Source organism: Myxococcus sp. NMCA1, from assembly GCF_026810205.1.
Taxonomy (GTDB): Bacteria; Myxococcota; Myxococcia; order Myxococcales; family Myxococcaceae; genus Myxococcus; species Myxococcus xanthus_A.
The window spans coordinates 5,308,137-5,328,950 of the sequence record NZ_CP113950.1 but is presented as its reverse complement, the minus strand read 5'-3'; the positions used below and the strand labels follow the sequence as shown (position 1 = coordinate 5,328,950).

Sequence of the window (20,814 nt, the reverse complement as noted above, 5' to 3'; positions counted from 1 at the left end):
CGGCGGGGCGCTTTGTCGTTACTCATGCTGCGATGCTCCTCGCGTCCCTTCACCATCACCATGCGCATCATCGGCTCGGCCCCGACGGGACCGTTCGCCATGCGCATGCCTGGGTGAGACGCTAGACGCACCCACCTCGGCACCTGCCGCAGCGACCGAAGGCCCGTCCTCCCAGGACGGGCCTTTTTTCGTTTCCGCGTCGTTGTCTCCCCGCAGTTTCGAAGGTCCCCCATGCTGCTGAAGATTGCTCTACCGAACAAAGGCCGCCTCTCGGACGAAGTACGGGAGTTGTTCAATGACGCGGGCCTGGAGGTGCGGGCCCGCGGTGAGCGCGCGCTCACCGCGTCATTGGGCGGAGAGTTCGAGGCCATCTTTGTTCGCGCCCAGGACATCCCGGAGTTCGTGGCGGACGGCGCCGCGCACGCGGGTGTCACCGGTTGGGACCTGGTGTGTGAGGCCGGACGTGATCTGGACCTGCTGATGGACCTGGAGTTCGGCAGGTGTCGCCTGGTGGTGGCGGCGCGGGAGGAGGGCGGCTTCGCCTCGCCGGAGGACGTGAAGGAGGGCATGCGGGTCGCGTCCTGCTTCCCCCGGCTGACGCAGGAGTTCTTCGCCAGGCGCGGGCAGCGGGTGGCGGTGGTCCCAGTATCGGGCGCGGCGGAGATTGCGCCCCACCTGGGCATCGCGGACATCGTCGTGGACCTGACGTCCACCGGCTCCACGCTGAAGATGAATGGCCTGCGCGAGGTGGCCACGGTGCTGGAGTCCAGCGCGCGGCTGGTGGCGTGCAAGGGCAATCCGGTGGACGCACAGCGGAAGCTGGACGAGCTGAAGCAGGCGCTGGGCTCGGTGCTGGCGGCACGCGACAAGCGCTACCTGATGGCCAACGTGCCGAAGGATTCGCTCATCCGGGTGCGCGAAGTCCTCCCGGGCCTCAATGGTCCCACCGTGGTGGACGTGCTGGACGGCGGTGACTTCGTGGCCGTGCACGCGGTGGTGCCGGCGAAGACCATCTACCGCACCATCAACGCGCTGAAGTCATTGGGCTGTGAGGGCATCCTCGTCACCCGCATTGAAAGGTTGATGGCGTGATGGCCTTCCTTGCTTCATCGACCCTGAGGTACCGCGGTCCTTTGTCCGCTCTTGCTCGGGAGGACCTCCTGCGACTGCTGGACCGGGCGAGTGGCTCCGATGCCCGCGTCGCGCTGCGCGTGCGGGAGCTCATCGCCCGCGTGCGAGCGGAAGGAGACCAGGCGCTCTTCGAACTCGCGCGGCAGTTCGACCGCGTGGAGCTGACGGCGTTGGAGGTTCCGCGAGAGGTGTGTGCCGCGGCGCTCGCCGGATTGGAGCCATCAGTCAGGGACGCGCTGGCCCGAGCGGCCCGCAACATCGCCCTGGCGCATGCGCCGCAGAAGCCGCAATGCGTGGAGGTCGAAACCGAACCCGGTGTCCTCGTGGGCCGGCGGCCGGATCCGCTGGGCCGCGTGGGGGTGTATGCACCGGGAGGCCGCGCGGTGTACCCCAGCAGCGTGCTGATGGGCGTGGTGCCCGCGAAGGTGGCGGGCGTGGGCGAGGTCATCGTGTGCTCGCCGCCGGGGCCCGATGGATTGCCACACCCCAGCGTGCTGGCGGCGGCATCCCTGGCGGGCGCGGACCGCGTCTTCTCGCTGGGCGGCGCTGGCGCGGTGGCGGCCATGGCCTATGGCACGGAGAGCGTGCCGCGCGTGGACCGCATCGTGGGGCCGGGCAATGCCTATGTGGCCGAGGCCAAGCTGCAGGTGGTGGGCGCGGTGGCGATTGAAGCACCCGCGGGTCCCAGTGAAATCCTGGTCGTGGCCGACGACACGGCGAACCCTGCCGCGGTGGCGCGGGAGATGCTGGCTCAGGCGGAGCATGATCCGGAGGCGGCTTGTGTCACGCTGGCGCTGGGCGACGCGCTGGCGGACGCCATCGCCGCGGAGGTGGAGCGGCAGGCCGAGCGCGCGAAGCGGTGGGAAATCGTCACGTCGGCCCTGGGCTCTCGCGGCGCGGTGCTGACGGTGGCGTCCCTGGAGGAAGCCTGGCCCTTCGTGGCGGACTTCGCGCCGGAGCATCTGCTCATCGCCACCGCGTCGGCGCGGGAGGACCTGGGACGGGTGCGCAACGCGGGCACCGTCTTCCTGGGTGAGCGCTCGTCGGTGGCCTACGGCGATTACATGACCGGCTCCAACCACGTGCTGCCCACGGCGGGGCTGGCGCGGGCGTACTCGGGACTCAACCTGCTCGACTTCTACCGGTGGACCACCTACCAGCGCGTCGCGCCCACAGCCGCGGCGTCTCTGGCGGAGGACGTGGGGCGGCTGGCCGACAGTGAAGGTCTCTTCGCGCACGCGGACGCCGCGCGCGCCTGGGGGCGGTCATGATTCCCAGGCGGCCTTCGTATCGGGACATTTCGCTGTACGCGCCTTCGAAGCGGCCGTGCCGCGTGGACCTGAGTGACAACACCAACCTCTTTGGCGTTCCGCCTTCCGTGGAGCGGGTTCTTGCCACCGCCGTGTCCCACGTACCGCGTTATCCGCGGGGTCATGCCCCGGACCTGCGCCGGGCATTGGCTGCGTCCATTGGCGCTGAGCCCGAAGAGATAACGACGGGCTGTGGCTCGGATGACGTCATCGACTCGGCGCTGCGTGCCTTCCTGGAGCCCGGGGGCACGCTGGCCTTTCAGGACCCGACCTTCGTCATGGTGCCGCTGTTTGCCAAGGTGAACGGACTCAAGGCCGTGCCAGTACCGTTGAAGCCGGACTTCGACGTGGATGCGGACGCGCTGCTCGGCACGGGGGCGAAGGTCATCTACCTGTGTTCGCCCAACAACCCCACAGGCACCGCGCTGTCGCGGGCGGCGGTGGAGCGTGTTGCCGAGGACGCACCCGGCATCGTCATCATCGATGAGGCCTATGCGGACTTCGCGCCAGGGACGGATTTCCTCGACCTGGCGCGACGGCGGTCGAATGTCCTGGTGACGCGCACCTTCTCCAAGGCCTTCGGGCTGGCGGGGCTGAGAGTCGGGTGGGGCGTCGGCTCGCCCGAACTGGTGGCGGAGGTCGAGAAGGCTCGCGGACCCTACAAGCTCACCAGCGTCGCGGAGGCCGTGGCCGTCTCGGTGCTGAATCGTGACGCACACTGGGTGCGAGCCCGTGCGGAGGAGGCCGTCGTCTGTCGCGAGCGGCTGCGCGGCGAACTGGTGTCGTTGGGCCTGACGCCTCTGCCATCGGAAGCCAACTTCCTGATGGTGCCACTTCCAGGTGCGCTGGCGGTCGCGGAGCGGATGCGCGAGCGGGACGTGAATGTGCGGGCGTTCCAGGCGCTGACGGGCGTGGGCGACGCGCTCCGAATCGGTGTGGGGCCCTGGCCCTTGATGGAGACGGCGCTGGCGGCGCTGCGGGAGGCGTTGCGATGAGAGTCACCTTGTTCGACTACGGCGCGGGCAACCTCCACTCGCTGGTCAAGGCGCTGGCCACGGTGCCGGGCGCTGAGGTGCGCGTCCAGGAGGACCCCTTGCGTGCGCTGGACACCGACGTGCTGGTGCTGCCGGGGGTGGGCGCATTCGGTGCGGCGGTGGCGCGGCTCGAGCCGGGGCGTGATGCCATGCGCGGGGCACTGGAGAAGGGCCTGCCCTGCCTGGGCATCTGCCTGGGCATGCAGTTGCTCTTCGAAGGCAGTGACGAAGGCGAGGGCGCCGGCCTGGGCTTCTTCGCGGGCCGGGTGACACGGCTGGCAGCGAAGCGAGTGCCCGAGATTGGCTGGAACCAGGTCGAGGACGAACGCACGCTGGCGGGTGCGCGGCTGGACACCGTGTACTACGCGCACAGCTTCGTCTGCCGCGCCGCGGATGCTTCGGTGGTGACGGGGTGGACGACGCACGAGGCGGACCGCTTCCCGGCGGCGGTGCGCAGGGGACGGGTGGTGGGTGTGCAGTTCCACCCGGAGAAGTCCTCCACGGCGGGCGTGCGCTTCGTGCAGGCCTTCCTGCGGGAGGTGGCGCCGTGATTGCGATTCCAGCCATCGACCTGCGCGAGGGCGCGTGCGTCCAGCTCGTGGGCGGCTCGTTCGCGGCGGAGAAGGTCCGGGTGGAGGACCCGCTGGAGGCATTGAAGCAGTGGCGCCGTCACGGCTTCCGCGCGTTCCACGTCGTGGACCTGGACGCGGCGCTGGGCAAGGGCTCCAACTCGGACGCCATCTTCCAGCTGACTGCCTACGAGCGAGGGCTCACCTTCTCCGTGGGCGGCGGCGTGCGCGATTCCGACCGGGTGGAGGCCATCCTGTCGGGCGGAGCCGAGTTCGTGGTGGTGGGGACTCGCGCCATCGAAGACGCCGGCTGGCTGGCGGACATCGCGAACCGCTTCCCCGGCCGGGTGGTGGTGGCCGCGGACGTGAAGGGGCGCGAGGTGGTGACGCGAGGCTGGACGGAGGGAAGCCATCGCGACATCCGGGAGGTGCTGGCGGCCTTCAAGCCCTTGCCACTGGCGGGCCTGCTCGTGACGGCGGTCCACAAGGAGGGGCAGCTGTCGGGAGTGGACCTGCCGTTGATGCGGGAAGTGGCGAGCACCAGCCGGCACCGTCTGTACGCGTCGGGCGGCGTGACGACGCTGGAGGACCTGCGGGCCCTCGCGGCGGCGGGCGCATACGGGGCCGTCATTGGCATGGCGCTGTACACCGGAAGGCTGGATGCGAGCGCAGTCGCTCGGGAGTTCGCGGGATGACCACTGTCATTCGGGAGACGAAGGAGACGCAGGTCCGGGTGGAGCTGTCGCCGGGCAAGGGCGTCACGAACGTGGACACGGGGTTGAAGTTCTTCGACCACATGCTGGCCACCTTCGCGCGCTACGCGGGGCTGGACCTCTCGCTGCATGCGCGGGGGGACCTCACGCACCATGTGATGGAGGACGTGGCCATCACGCTGGGCACGGCGGTGCAGCAGGTGATTCCAGCCACGGCCGCGCGTTTCGCCGAGCGCACCATTCCCATGGACGACGCGCTGGTACAGGCCTGCCTGGATGCGGGGGGGCGCTTCTATTACCAGGGCCCGTTGAAGAACCGGCTCTACGAGCACTGGATGCGCTCGTTCAGCGAGCACGCCCGGGTGACGCTGCACCTGCGGGTGCTGCGCGGAAAGGACAGCCACCACGCGACGGAGGCGTCCTTCAAGGCGCTGGGGCTGGCGCTGCGGGACGCCATGGTGGACTCCGGCTCGGTGTTCAGCATGAAGGGCGCCGTGTCCCTGGAGGTGAAGTGATGCTCACGCGGCGGCTCGTCGTCTGTCTGGACGTGAAGGGCGGACGCGTGGTGAAGGGCGTCCAGTTCGAGGGACTTCGCGACGTGGGTGACCCGGTGGAACTGGCCCGGCGCTACGAAGCGGAGGGTGCGGATGAGCTGACGTTCCTCGACATCTCCGCCAGCGCCGAGGAGCGGGATACCTTGTGGGAGCTGGTGCGGCGCACCGCCGAGCAGCTCTTTATTCCCCTGGCTGTCGGCGGCGGGGTGCGCACGGTCGATGACGTGGGCCGGGCGCTGCGAGCGGGCGCGGACAAGGTGAGCATCAACTCCGCGGCGGTGGCCAATCCGGCGCTGCTCACCGCGTGTGCGGAGCGCTTCGGCGCACAGTGCGTGGTGGCCAGCATCGACGCGAAGCGAGACGGCGACCGCTGGCGCGTCTACACCCATGGCGGCAGGAAGCCCACGGACCTGGACGCGGTGGCCTGGGCGCGTGAGTGCGTGGCGCGAGGGGCAGGGGAAGTGCTCCTCACCAGCATCGACCGGGATGGCGCGCGGACGGGCTATGACCTGGCGTTGACGCGGGCCGTGTCGGCGGCGGTCGATGTGCCCGTCATCGCCTCGGGCGGCGCGGGCAGCGCGGCGCACGTCCGGGATGCGTTCCAGGAGGGAGGCGCTGATGCGGCATTGGTCGCGGGCATCCTTCACGACGGCCTCACTACGGTGGGCGCCATCAAGGCGCTGCTCCGCGAGGGCGGCCTTCACATTCGGAGCGTGGCATGACGGACTCTGGAAATCTGATGCAGGCCGCCGCCGAGGTGGCGCGGATGGCGGGTGACGCGGCGTTGGGGTTCTTCCGCGGTGGCATCGCGGTGGACACGAAGTCGGACGGCTCTCCGGTGACGGTGGCGGACCGCACGGCGGAGTCCCGTGCGCGCGAGTGGCTGGAAGCGCGCTTCCCCCAGGACGGCATCCTGGGCGAGGAGTTCGGCGAGACGCGTCCGGGCGCGAAGCGCCGGTGGATCCTGGACCCCATCGACGGGACGAAGACGTTCATCCGCGGTGTCCCCCTGTGGGGCACGTTGGTGGCGTTGGCGGAAGGTGAGCGCATCCTCGTGGGGGCCGCGTACTTCCCCGCGGTGAGTGAGTTGCTGGTGGCGGCGCCGGGGCAGGGCTGCTTCTGGAACGACCAGCGCGCGGCCGTGTCCACGCAGGCGGAGCTGTCCCAGGCAGTGGTGCTGTCCACGGATGAGCGCTTCCCAGTGTACCCGGAGCGCGGGGCCGCCTGGCGAGCGCTCGCGCGGGATGCGGCCGTGGACCGCACCTGGGGGGATTGCTACGGCTACCTGTTGGTCGCCACCGGGCGCGCGGAGGTCATGGTGGATGAGCTGCTGTCCCCCTGGGATGGAGCGGCCTTGCAGCCCATCATCGAGGAAGCCGGCGGTGTGTTCACCGACTGGACGGGGCGGCGGACCGCGTTCGGCGGAAATGGAATCGCCACCAATGCGGCCATGGCGCGCGTGGTGCGGGAGCGGCTCGGCGCCGTGGAGACACGCTGATGTTCGACCTGGACGCGCTCGACTTCGCGAAGGGCAACGGACTGGTGACGGTCGTCACGCAGGACGCGAGCACCGGTGACGTGTTGATGGTGGCGCATGCCGACCGGGAAGCCCTGGAGCGCACGCTGGCCACAGGGGAGCTGCACTACCGGTCGCGCACGCGCGGCCTGTGGCACAAGGGCGCCACCAGTGGAAACGTCCAGCGCGTGGTGGCGCTCCGCGCCGACTGTGACGGTGACGCGGTGCTCGCGCGCGTGGAGAAGGCGGGCCCGGCGTGTCACACGGGGACGGAGACCTGCTTCGGCCCTGGCCGTTGGGATGCGCTGAGCGCGCTGGATGACACGCTCGCTCGCCGCGCCGCACCGGTGGAGCGACCCGATGATGCGCCTCCAAGCTACACGCGCCGCCTGCTGGAGGACCGCAACCTGCGCTTGAAGAAGCTGGGCGAGGAGGCCGCGGAGTTGGTGACGGCGTGCGCGGACGCGGATCCGTCACGTGCCGCGGAGGAAGCGGCGGACGTGCTCTATCACGTGCTCGTCGCTGTCCGGCCCCTGGGCCTCTCGCTCGATGACGTGAAGGCGGTCCTCGCCAGGCGCGCTCCGCGCTGAGCCGCCGCGCACGTCCGCTGTACGACAGTATCCGGTGAATCCTGGAGATGACGCGGGCGTATACGTGTTTTCCCTGAGTGTCCGTGTCGGTCCAATTGGATTTGTCCGTTTCCGCTGCAGGACAGGACCGCGGTGCCGGGCGAAATGAATGCAGGTTCAGGTGTCGTGCACTTCAACGAATGGAGTGTTCCTGCTACAGATCCGACCGCACGGCAGCGTGGCAAGCCGGGCGGGTGCCGGTCAGGCGCTCGCCTCACCGGAGGCATCGTGAACGGCCCTACCTACAAAGCGGAGATCATCGACCGAGTCATCTTCTCCCGCTGGGAGAATCCTCCGACCAAGGAGGACGTGACGCTGGTGCTGGCGCAGATGCAGGAAGCGGCGACGCGGCTCAACACGAACCTCATCTACGTGGGGTCGGTGAGCTCGAAGTCGAAGGTGCCCGACGCGAACGAGCGCACCGTACTCAACCAGTTCCTCATGGATGCCCGCCGCACCTGCGTGGAGCAGGCGTGGCTCATCTATGAAGGCACGGACCTGCAGCACAACCTTCAGCGCGTCATCATCTCCGGCGTGCTCATCCTCACGCGCACCTTCGACAACTTCCTGTCGGTCGCGAAGTCGGGTGACTCCATCGTCAAGGACGTGAGCGCGGTGCTGAAGAAGGACGCCGCGCCACTCTTCACGATGGCCAAGGAGCGCGGCCTCGTCGCCTGACGTCGGTCGGCGGCGCCTTCAGCGGGCGCCGCGGACCTCCAGCTCCTTCAGCTCGGTGTCCGCGCGCTCGGGGAAGACGCTCACGGCGTCCACGTCGCGCAGCGGCACCTGGAGCGGGCACTGCTCCCACTGACCCGTGCCGGTGAAGCGGCACACGGTGGGGTTGACGAAGGCGAAGTCCTTCTCCGGGTCCTTCAGTCCCACGCCTTCCGGTGTCCGGACGATGGCCCGCACCGTTCCCGGGCCCGTGGCGCGGATCCTCATCGATACGAGCTGCTTCAGCGTGGGTGCGTAGCTGGCGCGCAGCGCTCCGTCCGCCGCCCAGCGCTCACTCTTGAGCGCCTTGCCGACCGGAACCCCGGTGTTCTCGTCCCGGTCGAACGCCTGGAAGCCGGGCTCGGTGCCTTCAATCCGGTCCGGCTTCATGGCGCTCGTCTCGGGAGGAATGGGCACCGCGGCCAAGGCGACCAGCGCGGGCGTGGGCGCCACGAGGTTCATAGCGGCGGCGCGCAGCAGCGCGTCATCCAGGAAGCCTGCCTGCGAGCAGCGGGGCGCCAGCTCCCCGGTGAGCGCGAGCACCGGGGGCCGCACGGTGAGGTCTGACTGGGCCGCGGGTGCGAGCCCCAGCTGGACGAGCGAGGCACATGCCCCTCCCAGGCCCGGCCCCGCATGCTCCAGGTTCCATTTCGCGCTCGCGACGTCGGCATTCGACCCCACCGCGGCACTCAGCAGGGCCTGCCCCACGGCCCGGGCGCACGAATTGGCGGCGGGCGGGCAGCGTTCACACAGGCTGGTCAGCAGGCCACGCAGCGGTGTGGCTTCTCCCTCGGATAAGGGCGAGCGGGCGTCCAGGGCCACGCCCAGCGCGCAGGCGCGGACGGGCGGCTGACGGCATGCGTCGAGCTGCTGGCGCGCTTCGTCCAGGACCCGGGTGTCCTGGGGCGTGCGGAGGGCGCTTTCGAGGGCCCGTTCCAGCGTGAGGCACTCGGGGGCGGAGGAGGGGACGGGGGCGCCGGCCGGGGCGTCACCCGTCTGGGCCATGCGCTCGGGCCGGGGACCGGGCGCTTCCTCCTGGTGCGTCACACACCACAGGCGCCCGAAGGCGATGAGTGCTGCCAACATCAAGAGGAGGGTTCGGAGCGGGAAACGGCGCACGAGCAAACTCCTTGATTCCAACCGGGACCGGGGGTTATCAGCCCCACCGGGTTCCATCCGCAATAATTACGGAGGCGTGCGTGGCTGAGACGTTCGACGTGGTGATCATCGGTTCGGGCCCCGGCGGCTACGTGGGCGCCATTCGCGCGGGTCAGCTGGGCCTGAAGACGGCCATCATCGAGAAGGACAAGCGGCTGGGCGGCACCTGCCTCCACCGCGGCTGCATCCCGACCAAGTCCCTGCTGTGGACCGCGGAGCTGTTCCACCACGTCCGCGAAGCGGCTGACTTCGGCGTTGATGTGAGCAGCCCGGCCATCAACTGGCCCAACGCGATGAAGCACAAGGACAAGATTGTCACCAAGGGTGCCAACGGCATCGACTTCTTGATGAAGAAGAACAAGGTGACGGTGGTGAAGGGCCACGGCCGCATCGCCGGCAAGGGCAAGGTGGAGGTCACCGCCGCGGACGGCTCCAAGCAGGTCCTGGAGGCGAAGAACATCATCATCGCCACGGGCTCGGTGCCCAAGTCCCTGCCCAACGTCCCCGTGGACCACAAGCGGGTGCTGAACAGCGACTCCATCCTGCAGATCGACCGCGTCCCCAAGAGCATCATCGTCCTGGGCGCTGGCGCGGTGGGTTGTGAGTTCGCCTCCGTGTTCAACCACGTGGGCAGCAAGACCTCCATCGTGGAGTACCTGCCCGCGCTGCTCCCCATCGAGGACGCGGACATCTCCAAGGAGCTGGAGAAGATCTTCAAGCGCCGCGGCATCGACGTGCACACCGGCTCCGCGGTGGAGAAGGTGGAGCACACGGCGGACGGCGTGCGCGTCACCATGAAGGTGGGCAACGAGACCAAGACGCTGGAGGCGGAAATCCTCCTGTCGGCGGTGGGCCGCTCGCCTGTCACCGAGGACGTGGGTCTGGACAAGACGAACATCCAGGCCGAGCGCGGCTACATCAAGGTCGACTCGATGCTGCGCACCTCCGAGCCGAACGTCTACGCCGTGGGCGACATCATCCCCACGCCGATGCTGGCGCACATGGCCAGCGCGGAGTGCGTGGTGGCGGTGGAGCACATCGCCGGGAAGAACCCGCAGCCCATCAACTACGACCTGACGCCGTCGGCCACCTACTGCTACCCCGAGGTCGCCTCGGTGGGCCTGACGGAGAAGAAGGCCAAGGAGCGCGGCTACGACGTGAAGGTGGGCATCGCTCCGATGGGCGCCGTGACGAAGGCCGCCATCTCCAACGAGGCCACCGGCATGATCAAGATCGTGTCGGACCGGAAGTACGACGAGGTCCTCGGCGTGCACCTCATCGGGCCGCACGCGACGGAGCTGCTGGCCGAGGCGTGTGTCGCGCTGAAGCTGGAGATCACCACCGAGGAGCTGGCCAACACCATCCACGCGCACCCGACGCTCTCGGAAATCGTGCACGAGGGTGCCGAGGCCACGCTGGGCCACCCGCGCCACTTCTAGGCGGCGGCGCCTCGCTTGAAGTCCCAGGGGCCGTCCCGGTGTGCCGTGGACGGCCCCTCGTATTTCCGGCCCCCGCGGCCGCGCGAGGTGACGGTCCCCTGCCTGGCCGCCCTCACGAGTGCTCCTGTGGCCTGTCCCCAGGCGACGGGGGCATTAGTAGAGAGGCGACAACTGGCGGACGACTGGTGGATGCTGACGCCTCGCGTCAGTGGCTTCCGCTTGAACGTCCTCCGTCCAACCCATAGAAGGCCCGCGATCCATGGCGACTCCCGACCGGTTCCCTCTCCCCCAGGTGACTGAGACCACCCGCAAGCCGGAGTGGCTGAAGGTGCGGCTCCCGCACGGAGAAGGCTACGAGCGGGTCAAAGCCATCGTGAAGCGCACCAAGCTGGCCACGGTGTGCGAAGAGGCCCGCTGCCCGAACATCGCCGAGTGCTGGGGCGGTGGCACCGCCACGGTGATGCTGATGGGCGAGGTGTGCACGCGCGCGTGCCGCTTCTGCCACGTGAAGGTCGGCGCGCCGCCGCCGTTGGATCCGATGGAGCCCATCCATCTGGCCCAGGCGGTGAAGGAGATGGACCTGGAGTACATCGTCGTCACGTCCGTGAACCGGGATGACCGGCCGGATGGCGGCGCCAGCCACTTCGCCTCCGCCATCCGCGAACTGCGTCGGGAGAGCCCGCGCACCATCGTCGAAGTGCTCATCCCGGACTTCAAGGGCGTGGAGAAGGACCTGACCACCGTGGCCGAGGCCAAGCCCCACGTGGTGGCGCACAACGTGGAGACAGTGGAGCGCCTCACGCCGACGGTGCGTGACCGGCGCGCGAAGTACCACCAGTCCCTGCGCGTGCTGGAGTACCTCAAGAACCGCCCCGAGGGCCTGTACACCAAGACGTCCGTCATGGTGGGCCTGGGGGAGACGGACGCGGAGCTGGAGCAGACGTTCAAGGACCTGCGCGACGTGGGCGTGGACGTGCTGACGCTGGGCCAGTACCTGCAGCCGTCTCAGTACCACCTGCGTGTGGAGCGCTTCGTGTCGCCCGCGCAGTTCGAGGCGTACAAGACGCTGGCTGAGTCCTACGGCTTCCTCTACGTGGCCTCCGGTCCGCTGGTGCGGTCCAGCTACCGGGCCGCTGAGTTCTTCATGAAGGGCCTGATGGAGCGCGAGCGGCTCGAGCGGCTCGGCTGACCTGTGACGCTCCGATTCATGGCTTGACCCAACACCCCTGCTTCCCGGAAAGACGACTCCATGGCGATCTTCGAATTCAAGCTCCCCGACCTTGGTGAAGGCGTGATGGAAGGCGAGCTGGTGAAGTGGCACGTGAAGGCGGGGGATTCCGTCAAGGAAGACCAGGTGCTCGCCGAGGTGATGACGGACAAGGCCACCGTCACCGTGCCCGCTCCCAAGGCGGGCCGTGTCGTGAAGACGCACGGCAATGAAGGCGACATGGCGAAGGTGCACCAGCTCCTCGTCACCCTGGAGGTGGAGGGCGATGCGCCGGCGCAGGCCGGTGGTCATGGCGAGGCCAGCGCGCCGGCGGCGGCTCCCGTGGCCGCGGCGGGTGGCCATGGCGGTGGGGCGACTGCCTCGGCGTCCAAGGTGCTGGCCACGCCGGTGACGCGGCGGATGGCGCGCGAGCACGGGCTGGACCTGGCGGCGATTGCCGGCACGGGGCCGCAGGGCCGCGTGACGAAGGCGGACGTGGTGGCGGCGCTGGAGGGTGGCGAGAAGAACGTCGTCGCGGCTCCGGCCGAGCAGAAGGCGCGTCCCGCGGCTCCTGCCGTCAGCTCGGGCGCGGCGGACGAGCGCGTTCCGCTTCGGGGCCTGCGCAAGAAGATCGCGGAGAAGATGGTGCGGTCGAAGTTCACGGCGCCGCACTTCGCGTTCGTCGAGGAAGTGGACGCCACGGAGCTGGTGGCCCTGCGCGCGCGGCTGAACGCGCAGCTGGCGGCGGCCGGTGAGAACACCAAGCTCAACTACCTGCCGTTCATCATCAAGGCGACGGTCGCGGCGCTGAAGAAGTTCCCGCACCTGAATGCGAACTTCGACGAGGCGTCGCAGGAGCTGGTGGTCCGCGGCGAGTACAACATCGGCATGGCGGCGGCGACGCCGGACGGTCTCACCGTTGCGGTGGTGAAGAACGCGGACCGGCTGACGCTGGCCGAGCTGGCGCGTGAGACGGCCCGCCTGGGCGCCGCCGCGCGCGACCGCAAGCTGAAGATGGAGGAGCTGACGGGTGGCACCTTCACCATCAGCTCGCTGGGGCAGAGCGGCGGCCTGTTCGCCACGCCCATCATCAACCACCCTGAAGTGGGCATCCTGGGCGTGCACCGCCTGAAGAAGCGCCCGGCGGTGGTGGGGGACCAGGTCGTCGTGCGCGACATGATGAACCTGTCGCTGTCGTGCGACCACCGCGTCATCGACGGCTCGGTGGCGGCGGACTTCACGTACGAGATCATCAAGTACCTGGAGAAGCCGGACCTGCTGTTCCTGGCCATGGCGTGAGGTGAGCGCCGTGGTAGGTCCACGCCCCTGACGTGAGGGGCGTGGTGGCCCTGGAGCCGGGCCGGGAAGCGCCTGGTGGTGGGGCCCGCGTTCGAGGGCCGCGCGCGGGTGCCCCGAGCCGGTTAGGCTCTCCCCGTATGGCCGAGAACCCTCGCGAGCTGATCCGCGCTGCGCAGTCCGCCGAGACACAGGGGGATGTGGCCCGTGCGGTGGAGTGCCTGCAGAAAGCGGCGGAGCTGTATCGTCAGGCGGGTAATCCGTCCCGCGCGTTGCAACTGCTTCGCCATGCGCAGCGGCTGGACGGTAGCCGCGCGGACATCGCGGATGCGGTGAACCGGCTGGAGTGGATGCCGGAGCCTGTGCTCACTTGGCCTGGGTCGGACGCCGACGACGAAGAGGCATTGCCTGCATCCGGGTTGGTGCGTTCCCTGGAGTCGGAGTTGCTGCCGGACGTCGTCCACCGGCAGCGGCTCATCGAGGATGCGTTGCGCGAGGCGGCCTTGCATGCCGGTGACGATGCGTCTCGCGACGCCGCCCAGGCCTGGGTCATCGAGTCGGAGGTCGCGGAAGATCTGCAGCGGCTCGAAGTGCAGATTGCGCGCGTCGCGGGCGCGGTCGAAGGGGCAGAAGATTCCTCGTCGCCGCTGGATGCGACCGTGGACGTGCGGGGCGGTGTTGCGTCCAGGCTGAGCTGGGGCAGGGAGGCGCCTGGACGGAACGTTCCTTCCACGTCCGCCTTCGCTCCAGCGGCCGTTTCTGCGGAAAGGCCTGGACGGAACGTTCCCTCCACATCCACGCCGGGGGGGGAATCAGCGGAGTTGCCCGGAGGGCGCGTTTCTTCCGCGTCCATACCCGCGCCAGAGCTCGCCTCAGCGGACAGTTCTCCGGATGGCATGAGCGAGCGGGAACATCCGGGCGACGAGGCGTCCACGACGCGGCTTGCTTCATCACGAATGGTGGGCGTGGCAGAGGACGCACCTTTCGGAGAGGACATCCTCACGGATGCGCGACCTCGGCGTCGCAGAGAGGCTCGGCTCATCGAGCGCGGCCCCACGCGTGCGGATGCGGCGCTCGACGCATGGTGCTCCTTCTGCTGCCGTCCGCGTACGGACACGGGGGACCTGGTCGCAGGGCCCGCGGGCGCGTTCATCTGCAAGAGCTGCCTGACCGAGTCGCAATCGCTGCTTGGAGACGTCACCCCGGTGCCTCTGCCCACGGTGTCGCGACTGGAACGGCCCGTGACACCTGTCTTGGGGCTCGTGGGGCAGGGCGCGACGCAGGCGCTGCTGACACAGTCGCTCGGGGCCCACGCGCGGACCCTGTTGCTCGTCGGGCCCGAAGGCAGTGGCAAGAGCGTCTGGTTCCAGCAACTCCAGCGAGAGGCCGTGGGCGTCATCACCACGGTCGCGGACCTGGACCTGACGACTTCCTCTCGCACGCTGCTGGTGGAGGACGTGGACCGCCTGGATGCGTCATCACACGCGACACTGCGAGCCTTCCTGGCTCGAGACAGTCGACCTGCCGTCGTGCTGAGCGCGAGGGGCGAAGGCACGGAGGTTCGGGGCCTGAGCCTCCGCGGGGACTCACACAGTGTTCCAGTGCCCACCACCGCCGCGCTGACTCAGTCCGTGCGCGGAACTGTGCCCACGGACATCCTGGAGCAAGTGCAGGTGCTCCTGCCGCTCCAGGTGCCCACACAATCTGAATTCGTGGAGATTGCCCGCCAGCGCCTGGGCTCGCGCGAGCCCGCGGTCTCCGCCTCCGAGGACGTGCTCATTGCGCTGGCCCAGGAGGCCAGCCGCTCGCCGCGCGCGGGCCATGAGCTGCATGCCCTCCTCAACCGGGTGCCCACGGGAACGTGGAGCCTGGCGCCCACCGTGAAGCCCTCGCCCCCGCGGAAGGCTCGAAAGAAGCGAACGTCATGAACACCATCACCGTCTATCGCCTGGGCCGAGTGGAGTACGAGGACGGGCTCGCACTGATGCACCTCTTCAGCGAGTCCCGCCGCCAGGGACTCTCCGGCGATGTGCTGCTCCTCTTGGAGCACCCGCCCATCCTCACCCTGGGCCGTGCCGCGAAGCGCGAGAACATCGTCGCCAGCGACGCGCAGCTGGCGAAGGAGGGCGCGGAGGTCTTCGAGACCAACCGTGGCGGCGACGTCACCTACCACGGCCCCGGCCAACTGGTGGGCTACCCCATCTTCCTGCTGCCGGAGGACCGACGCGACGTGCGCCGTTACGTGCGCGACGTGGAACGCTCCGTCATGCAGGTGCTGGCCCAGTGGGGCATCACCGCGGGCCCCATCCCCAAGTGGCCCGGCGTCTGGATTGGCGCAGAAGGTGCTCCGGACGCGCGGAAGATCGCCGCCATTGGCGTGCACCTGTCGCGTTGGCTCACCACGCACGGCTTCGCGCTCAACGTGAACACGAACCTGGACCACTTCCAGCTCATCGTCCCGTGTGGCATCCGAGAAGCGGGCGTCACGTCCATGCAGCGGGAGCTGGGCCGCGCACTCCCCATGGCGGAGGTGGAAGAGGCCATCGCCATCAGCTTCTGCACCGTGTTCGACAGCGAGCGCGTGGACGCGCCGCCGCCGATGCGGACGGTGAGCATCGTGGTGGTGAAGGGCCGGGGCCCCGAAGCGCGGGTGCTGCTCGTGCGCCGTCGCCCGGAGCGGGGCGGTTTCTGGCAGGTCCTCACCGGGAGGCTCGAAGCAGGTGAGTCGCCAGCGCAGGCCGCGGCGCGGGAGCTGGAGGAGGAGACAGGACTCCGAGTGCCGCTGGTGGACCTGGACTACCGCCACGCCTTCGCCTTGGGAGAGGCGCTGCCACCGCAACTCGTGGAGGAGAACGGCTTCGCCGTCCACGTGCCCCCGGACGCGGACGTGCGCCTGGGCGCCGAACACGACGCCTTCGAGTGGGTCGACGTGCCCACGGCCCTGGAGCGGCTTCCCTTCCGGGGCCTGCGGGAGACGGTGAAGCGCGCTACAGCTTGATGACCAGGGACTCGCGAGCGGCGATGGCGTCGGGGCGGTGCTTGCGCACCTGACGCAGCAGCCGGTCCATGCCCGCGTCATCGCGTGAGGGGTCGTGGTGGAAGAGCACCAGCTTCTTCACCCCGGCTTCATCCGCCGCATGCACCGCGGCCTGCCAGGTGGAGTGGCCCCAGCCGGTGCGAGCTGGCCCGGTGCGGCCGTGGTACTCGTCCTCGGTGTACATGGCGTCGTAGATGAGGACGTCCGCGTCCTGGGCGAACGCGTAGAAAGCCGCGTCCATGTCGCTGCCGTGCTCCAGGTCGGTGGCGTACACCACCGAGCGGCCCTGGCACTCGACGCGGTAGCCCATGTTGCCGCCCGGGTGGTTCAGCTCGATGGTCCGGACCGTCGCAGGGCCCAATTGCAGCGTCTGCGTGGCGGCCAGGTCCGTGTACGTGAGCTGCGCCCGGAACACGCCGTCCGCCGTCACTGGGAAGTACGGCGGCACCATCTGCCCGCTGAGGAGCTGCTTCACCGACTGCCCGTGCCGCGCCGGGCCGTAGACAGTCAGGTCGCTCGAGGGCAGGAACATGGGCCCGAAGAAGGGCAGGCCCTGCAGGTGGTCGTAGTGGTAGTGCGAGATGAAGATGGAGCCCTTCACCGGCTTCTTCTTCGCCACCAGCGCATGCCCCAGCGCGCGCGCGCCGGTGCCCAGGTCGAAGATGAGCAGCTCGTCCCCGCAGCGGACCTCCACGCAGGGCGTGTTTCCGCCGTAGCGCTTCGTGTGCGCGCCCGGTGAAGGAATGGAGCCGCGCACACCCCAGAAGCGCACCTCGAAGGGCACGCGGGCCTGGTTGCGCGCGACGGTGTTCCGTCGCCTCGCGGGGGGCTGCTCAGCCTGCTTGGGCTTCCGTGTCGTCGTCCTCGGCGAAGAGCTCAATCAGGTGCCCCGTACGCTCGCGCTTCGTCCTCAGGTAGTCGACGTTATGCGGATTGTGCTCGGTCCGGGAAGGGATTCGACGCCGGACGGGAATGCCTTCTTCGACGATGCCCGCGATCTTCAGCGGGTTGTTGGTCATCAGGTCCACCGAGCGCACATCCAGGCTCCGCAGCATCTCCGCCGCGATGTCATACGTGCGCAGGTCGTCCGCGAAACCCAGCTGCCGGTTGGCTTCGTAGGTGTCCAGTCCCTTGGATTGCAGCGCGTAGGCCTTGATCTTGTTCCCCAGGCCGATGCCGCGCCCCTCCTGCCGCAGGTACAGCACGACGCCCTGTCCCGACTGGGTGATGAAGTCGAGAGAGCGGTCCAGCTGCTCGCGGCAGTCGCACTTCAGGCTGCCGAAGACCTCGCTCGTGAGGCACTCGGAGTGGATGCGCACCGGCACACCCTCGTGTCCTGAAACCTCTCCCACCACGAGCGCGACATGCTCCCGCCCGTTGCGCTTGTCCCGGAACACGATGGTCCGCAGCGAGCCGCGCTCGGTCGGGATGTCCGCCTCCGAGAACCGCTCCAGGTGCTGCGTGGGCTTACGGGTCGGAAGGACCTGAGGTGAGCGTGTGTCCGACATGTTGAGTCCTCTCCAGATGCGGGCCCCTGTTTGGAGTCCTCAGGTTCTCAAGTCAAGGCGGGCTCGAACTTTCGAGCACGAGCCCCCAAGAGGATGCTCCACGGCGTCCTTTGTTCCTCAGGCCACCCATGAGAGCGGAAGCAGTTCTACCGCGTCCCCAGCCGTCAAGCTGCTGGCTTCCCGAGGGAAATGCAGCAGATGTGTGGCTGCCGCGGCAGAACGCAGGGCACCGGACGTTTGTGTCGCCAGTGGACGGGCCCACAGGCTGCCTTCTCTCCAAGCAGCCGTGACGCGGACGAAATGCGCCAGACCGGAAGGCTTGGAGAGCTTGCCTTCCAGGCGTCCGGCCACGCGCCCAGGCCCGACCTGCGCATGGCCCAGCAGCTTGCGGAGGGCCGGTCGCACGAAGAGCTCGAACGTCACCAGGGAGGAGGTGGGATTGCCCGGAAGTCCGAAGAACAGCGTTGCGCCACGCCGGCCCACCACCAGCGGCTTTCCGGGCTTGATGGCGACGCGCCAGAAGTGCTGTTCCACGCCCAGCTCGGCGAGCACTTCCTTCACGTAGTCGCGCTCGCCCACGGACACACCCGCGCTGGTGAGCACCACGTCGAACCCGTCCAGCCGGGAGAGCGCGGCCAGTACGGCGTCGCGCGTATCCCGAGCGATGCCCAGCCGCGTGGGAATGCCGCCCGCGCGGCGGACCGCCAGCGCCAGTGACGGAGCATTGGTGTCCACGATGCGGCCGTTGGGCGGCTCGTCCGCGTGGCACAACTCGTCGCCAGTGGAGAGGATGGCCACTCGCGGTGCGCGCGACACAGGCACGGCCTGTCGGCCCTGGGCCCAGAGGAGGCCCAGCTCGGGGATGCCCAGCGGCGTGCAGCGTGCCAGCAGCAGCTGTCCCTCCCGAGCGTCCTCGCCCCGGGGCCGCACGAACTGGCCCGGGGCCACCGCTTCGAGCACGTCGACCTGATCCGCGCCGCTCTGGACCACGGGCCGTGTCCGCTCTCGCATCACCACCGCATCCGCACCCGCGGGGAGGGGAGCGCCCGTCATGATGCGGGCGCATACCCCGGAGACCAGCGCCTGGTGGCCCACCGCGCCGGCGTAGATGGTCTCTCCGACGTTGAGCCGGACGGGCAGGGGACCCGCCAGGTCCGCGCTGCGCACCGCATAGCCATCCATGGCCGAGTTGTCCCAAGGAGGGAGCGTCCGCTGCGCCATCACATCCTCGGCGAGCACGCGTCCCAGCGCGTCATCCAAGAGCAACCACTCGGTGGGAAGGGGCGCGCACAGGGCCAGGATCTGCGACCGGGCGTCTTCTTCCGGCAGCAATGTGGCGGAGTCGTTCATGCCCGGCTTATAGCCATGCCGTGGCTCTGTGGCTTGGACCCGTTCACGAACAAAGTCCGTGAGATAATCAAGTGTTAGTTTGACAGCCTACCTGATCATCGTTACAAGCAACGGTGATCGCGAGGCTTGCCTGCCCTCTGGGTAGGTCCGCCAACCCGTTGAAAGGACACGGGAACTCTCAAGGAGACTGCGTCGATGGCCAAGCCCAAGTCCGGGGCCAAGAAGACGACTCCCGCTGGCAAGGCTGGCGCAAAGCCCGCTGCGAAGAAGGACTCCGCTGCCCGGCTGGATCTGATCAAGAACGCCTCCAAGCGGGTGGCGAAGGCGGCGACGAAATTGGCGAAAGCGGCATCGGACGTAACGAAGGGGGCCAAGAGCGCGGTGAAGAAGGCCGTGCAGGAGAAGGCCACCGCGAAGAAGGCCGCGCCCGCTGGGAAGACAGCCTCGGCCGCGAAGGCCGCATCCCCAGCAGCGAAGACCCCGAAGGCATCTCCGGCGAAGGCGCCACCCGCAGCGAAGTCCGCCGCGGGCGCCAAGGCGGGGAAGGCGAGCGCGGTACCCGCCGCTCCTCCGGTGGAGAGGCCCCGTCCTCGCGCCACCAAGCTCCCGCCCCCGGGCGAGCCGCTCACCAAGCGTGAGATGGAGCAGCTGCTGACGGCCGGTGAAGGCCGCGGCGTCACGGGCGAGGGAAGCCTCAAGGGGCGCCTGGTGGTCACCAACGACATGCCGCACCTGGTGGTCGTCGGGCGCGACAAGCGCGAGCTGACCTTCCTCCTCCAGGGCCCGGATCAGGAAGTTCTCCCGGCCTACGTGGACCACAAGGTCTCCGTCAGCGGCCTCATCCGCAAGACGACCAACCACGCTGGCGTGGTGGACGTTCGCAAGTACTCGGCCAAGAAGCCGGACTCCGAGGTGGTGGAAGCCGCCCCGGTGGAGACGGAGGCGCGGCTGCGCTACCTGTCGCCCGGTGAGGTCTCCATGGTGACGGCGGCTGGCATGGGCGCGGGCATCAAGGGCTTCGCGGGCGTGCGTGGCAACCTGGAGATGACGGGCGAGGAGTTCGTGCTCGTCGTGTCCAACGGCGGCACGCGCCAGCAGGTGTCATTCATCATCGAGGGCAAGGCCGCTGGCAAGGCCCTGCGCAAGCACGTGGGGTACACGCTCCAGGTGCAGGGCGTCGTCGACAAGACGTCCGGCTGGGGTGGCCGCATCCTGGCGGAGAACGTGGAGTTGCGTCCGTCCGAAGCGCGCGCCGTGTCCCGCGACGAGATGGAGCTGGTGCACATCGAGGGAGAGGTCCCCACGTCCGTGGACGTGCGCCTCAACCACGGTCTCGCCGTGCGCCTGCCCGAGCATCCCGGCTTCACCTGGGCCATCGAGCCCACGGTGGCCAAGCGCGTGGGCCTGCGCGAAGCGAACTTCGAGCCCGCGCCCGAGGACGGTCCTGGTACCCGCGAGTTCTTCTTCACCCCGCGCAACCCGGGCACCTTCGAGGTGGAGTTCTTCCTGGCCAAGGCGCTGTCGCCTGGCCTGGTGGACCGCTCCTTCAAAATCAACGTCACGGTCAAGCCCTGAGGGTCGCCGCCCGGAGCAGGTTCCGGGGGGCGGCCGGTCGCCGGGGGGTTCCCGTCCGGCCGCTTCGGGCTTAC

Annotated in this window: 20 protein-coding genes; 16 read left to right on the top strand and 4 right to left on the bottom strand. The window is 69.0% G+C overall.

Annotation, left to right across the window (positions count from 1 at the left end):
• Positions 1–231: 231 nt before the first annotated feature.
• The 10 genes from hisG to OZ403_RS21930 all read left to right on the top strand — a co-directional run bounded on the left by hisG (position 232) and on the right by OZ403_RS21930 (position 8,134).
• Entirely contained in the window at positions 232–1,092 is an 861-nt protein-coding gene (gene hisG, locus OZ403_RS21975) for an ATP phosphoribosyltransferase (RefSeq protein WP_140792664.1), read from the top strand.
• Positions 1,092–2,402 (top strand): histidinol dehydrogenase, encoded by a 1,311-nt coding sequence (gene hisD, locus OZ403_RS21970; protein ID WP_268784894.1) that lies wholly within the window; start codon positions 1,092–1,094, stop codon positions 2,400–2,402. The genes hisG and hisD overlap by 1 nt, the downstream gene beginning before the upstream one ends.
• Positions 2,399–3,436 (top strand): pyridoxal phosphate-dependent aminotransferase, encoded by a 1,038-nt coding sequence (locus OZ403_RS21965; RefSeq protein ID WP_268781646.1) that lies wholly within the window; start codon positions 2,399–2,401, stop codon positions 3,434–3,436. Before hisD ends, OZ403_RS21965 begins: the two co-directional genes overlap by 4 nt.
• The gene (gene hisH / locus OZ403_RS21960) at positions 3,433–4,026 is read left to right on the top strand and encodes an imidazole glycerol phosphate synthase subunit HisH (protein ID WP_268781645.1); all 594 of its coding nucleotides are present in this window, start codon (positions 3,433–3,435) and stop codon (positions 4,024–4,026) included. Before OZ403_RS21965 ends, hisH begins: the two co-directional genes overlap by 4 nt.
• Complete coding sequence (locus tag OZ403_RS21955; protein WP_140792656.1) at positions 4,023–4,739, top strand: 1-(5-phosphoribosyl)-5-[(5-phosphoribosylamino)methylideneamino]imidazole-4-carboxamide isomerase; 717 nt, start codon at positions 4,023–4,025, stop codon at positions 4,737–4,739. The genes hisH and OZ403_RS21955 overlap by 4 nt, the downstream gene beginning before the upstream one ends.
• Positions 4,736–5,272, top strand: coding sequence for an imidazoleglycerol-phosphate dehydratase (locus OZ403_RS21950; RefSeq protein WP_140792654.1), 537 nt, complete (start codon positions 4,736–4,738; stop codon positions 5,270–5,272). The genes OZ403_RS21955 and OZ403_RS21950 overlap by 4 nt, the downstream gene beginning before the upstream one ends.
• Complete coding sequence (gene hisF / locus OZ403_RS21945) at positions 5,272–6,033, top strand: imidazole glycerol phosphate synthase subunit HisF (RefSeq protein ID WP_140798746.1); 762 nt, start codon at positions 5,272–5,274, stop codon at positions 6,031–6,033. The genes OZ403_RS21950 and hisF overlap by 1 nt, the downstream gene beginning before the upstream one ends.
• Positions 6,030–6,809: a histidinol-phosphatase gene (gene hisN / locus OZ403_RS21940; RefSeq protein WP_140792651.1), complete on the top strand. Its 780-nt coding sequence runs from the start codon at positions 6,030–6,032 to the stop codon at positions 6,807–6,809. Before hisF ends, hisN begins: the two co-directional genes overlap by 4 nt.
• The gene (hisIE, locus tag OZ403_RS21935) at positions 6,809–7,417 is read left to right on the top strand and encodes a bifunctional phosphoribosyl-AMP cyclohydrolase/phosphoribosyl-ATP diphosphatase HisIE (RefSeq protein WP_140792650.1); all 609 of its coding nucleotides are present in this window, start codon (positions 6,809–6,811) and stop codon (positions 7,415–7,417) included. Before hisN ends, hisIE begins: the two co-directional genes overlap by 1 nt.
• Positions 7,418–7,684: 267 nt before the next feature.
• Complete coding sequence (locus OZ403_RS21930; RefSeq protein WP_140792649.1) at positions 7,685–8,134, top strand: DofB protein; 450 nt, start codon at positions 7,685–7,687, stop codon at positions 8,132–8,134.
• Between the two features lie 18 nt (positions 8,135–8,152).
• Here OZ403_RS21930 and OZ403_RS21925 read toward each other — a convergent pair whose 3' ends face one another.
• The gene (locus OZ403_RS21925) at positions 8,153–9,289 is read right to left on the bottom strand and encodes a hypothetical protein (RefSeq protein ID WP_268781644.1); all 1,137 of its coding nucleotides are present in this window, start codon (positions 9,287–9,289) and stop codon (positions 8,153–8,155) included.
• Between the two features lie 80 nt (positions 9,290–9,369).
• On the opposite strand from OZ403_RS21925, the gene lpdA reads away from it, so the two are divergent.
• From lpdA to lipB, 5 genes are all read left to right on the top strand, one after another.
• Positions 9,370–10,767: a dihydrolipoyl dehydrogenase gene (lpdA, locus tag OZ403_RS21920; RefSeq protein WP_140792645.1), complete on the top strand. Its 1,398-nt coding sequence runs from the start codon at positions 9,370–9,372 to the stop codon at positions 10,765–10,767.
• 259 nt (positions 10,768–11,026) lie between these two features.
• Complete coding sequence (lipA, locus tag OZ403_RS21915; RefSeq protein ID WP_090490647.1) at positions 11,027–11,956, top strand: lipoyl synthase; 930 nt, start codon at positions 11,027–11,029, stop codon at positions 11,954–11,956.
• 60 nt (positions 11,957–12,016) lie between these two features.
• Positions 12,017–13,273: a dihydrolipoamide acetyltransferase family protein gene (locus OZ403_RS21910; protein ID WP_268781643.1), complete on the top strand. Its 1,257-nt coding sequence runs from the start codon at positions 12,017–12,019 to the stop codon at positions 13,271–13,273.
• A gap of 32 nt (positions 13,274–13,305) precedes the next feature.
• Positions 13,306–15,198 (top strand): ClpX C4-type zinc finger protein, encoded by a 1,893-nt coding sequence (locus OZ403_RS21905; protein ID WP_442929600.1) that lies wholly within the window; start codon positions 13,306–13,308, stop codon positions 15,196–15,198.
• Positions 15,195–16,268, top strand: coding sequence for a lipoyl(octanoyl) transferase LipB (lipB, locus tag OZ403_RS21900; protein ID WP_268781641.1), 1,074 nt, complete (start codon positions 15,195–15,197; stop codon positions 16,266–16,268). Before OZ403_RS21905 ends, lipB begins: the two co-directional genes overlap by 4 nt.
• Here lipB and OZ403_RS21895 read toward each other — a convergent pair.
• From OZ403_RS21895 to OZ403_RS21885, 3 genes are all read right to left on the bottom strand, one after another.
• Positions 16,258–17,091, bottom strand: coding sequence for an MBL fold metallo-hydrolase (locus OZ403_RS21895; protein ID WP_140792637.1), 834 nt, complete (start codon positions 17,089–17,091; stop codon positions 16,258–16,260). The genes lipB and OZ403_RS21895 overlap by 11 nt on opposite strands.
• 49 nt (positions 17,092–17,140) lie before the next feature.
• Positions 17,141–17,815, bottom strand: coding sequence for a GTP cyclohydrolase II (gene ribA, locus OZ403_RS21890; RefSeq protein WP_140792635.1), 675 nt, complete (start codon positions 17,813–17,815; stop codon positions 17,141–17,143).
• 117 nt (positions 17,816–17,932) lie between these two features.
• Entirely contained in the window at positions 17,933–19,165 is a 1,233-nt protein-coding gene (locus OZ403_RS21885; RefSeq protein ID WP_268781640.1) for a molybdopterin molybdotransferase MoeA, read from the bottom strand.
• 195 nt (positions 19,166–19,360) lie between these two features.
• Between OZ403_RS21885 and OZ403_RS21880 the strand changes: the two genes are divergently transcribed.
• Positions 19,361–20,740 (top strand): protease inhibitor I42 family protein, encoded by a 1,380-nt coding sequence (locus tag OZ403_RS21880; protein WP_140855433.1) that lies wholly within the window; start codon positions 19,361–19,363, stop codon positions 20,738–20,740.
• Positions 20,741–20,814 lie beyond the last annotated feature (74 nt).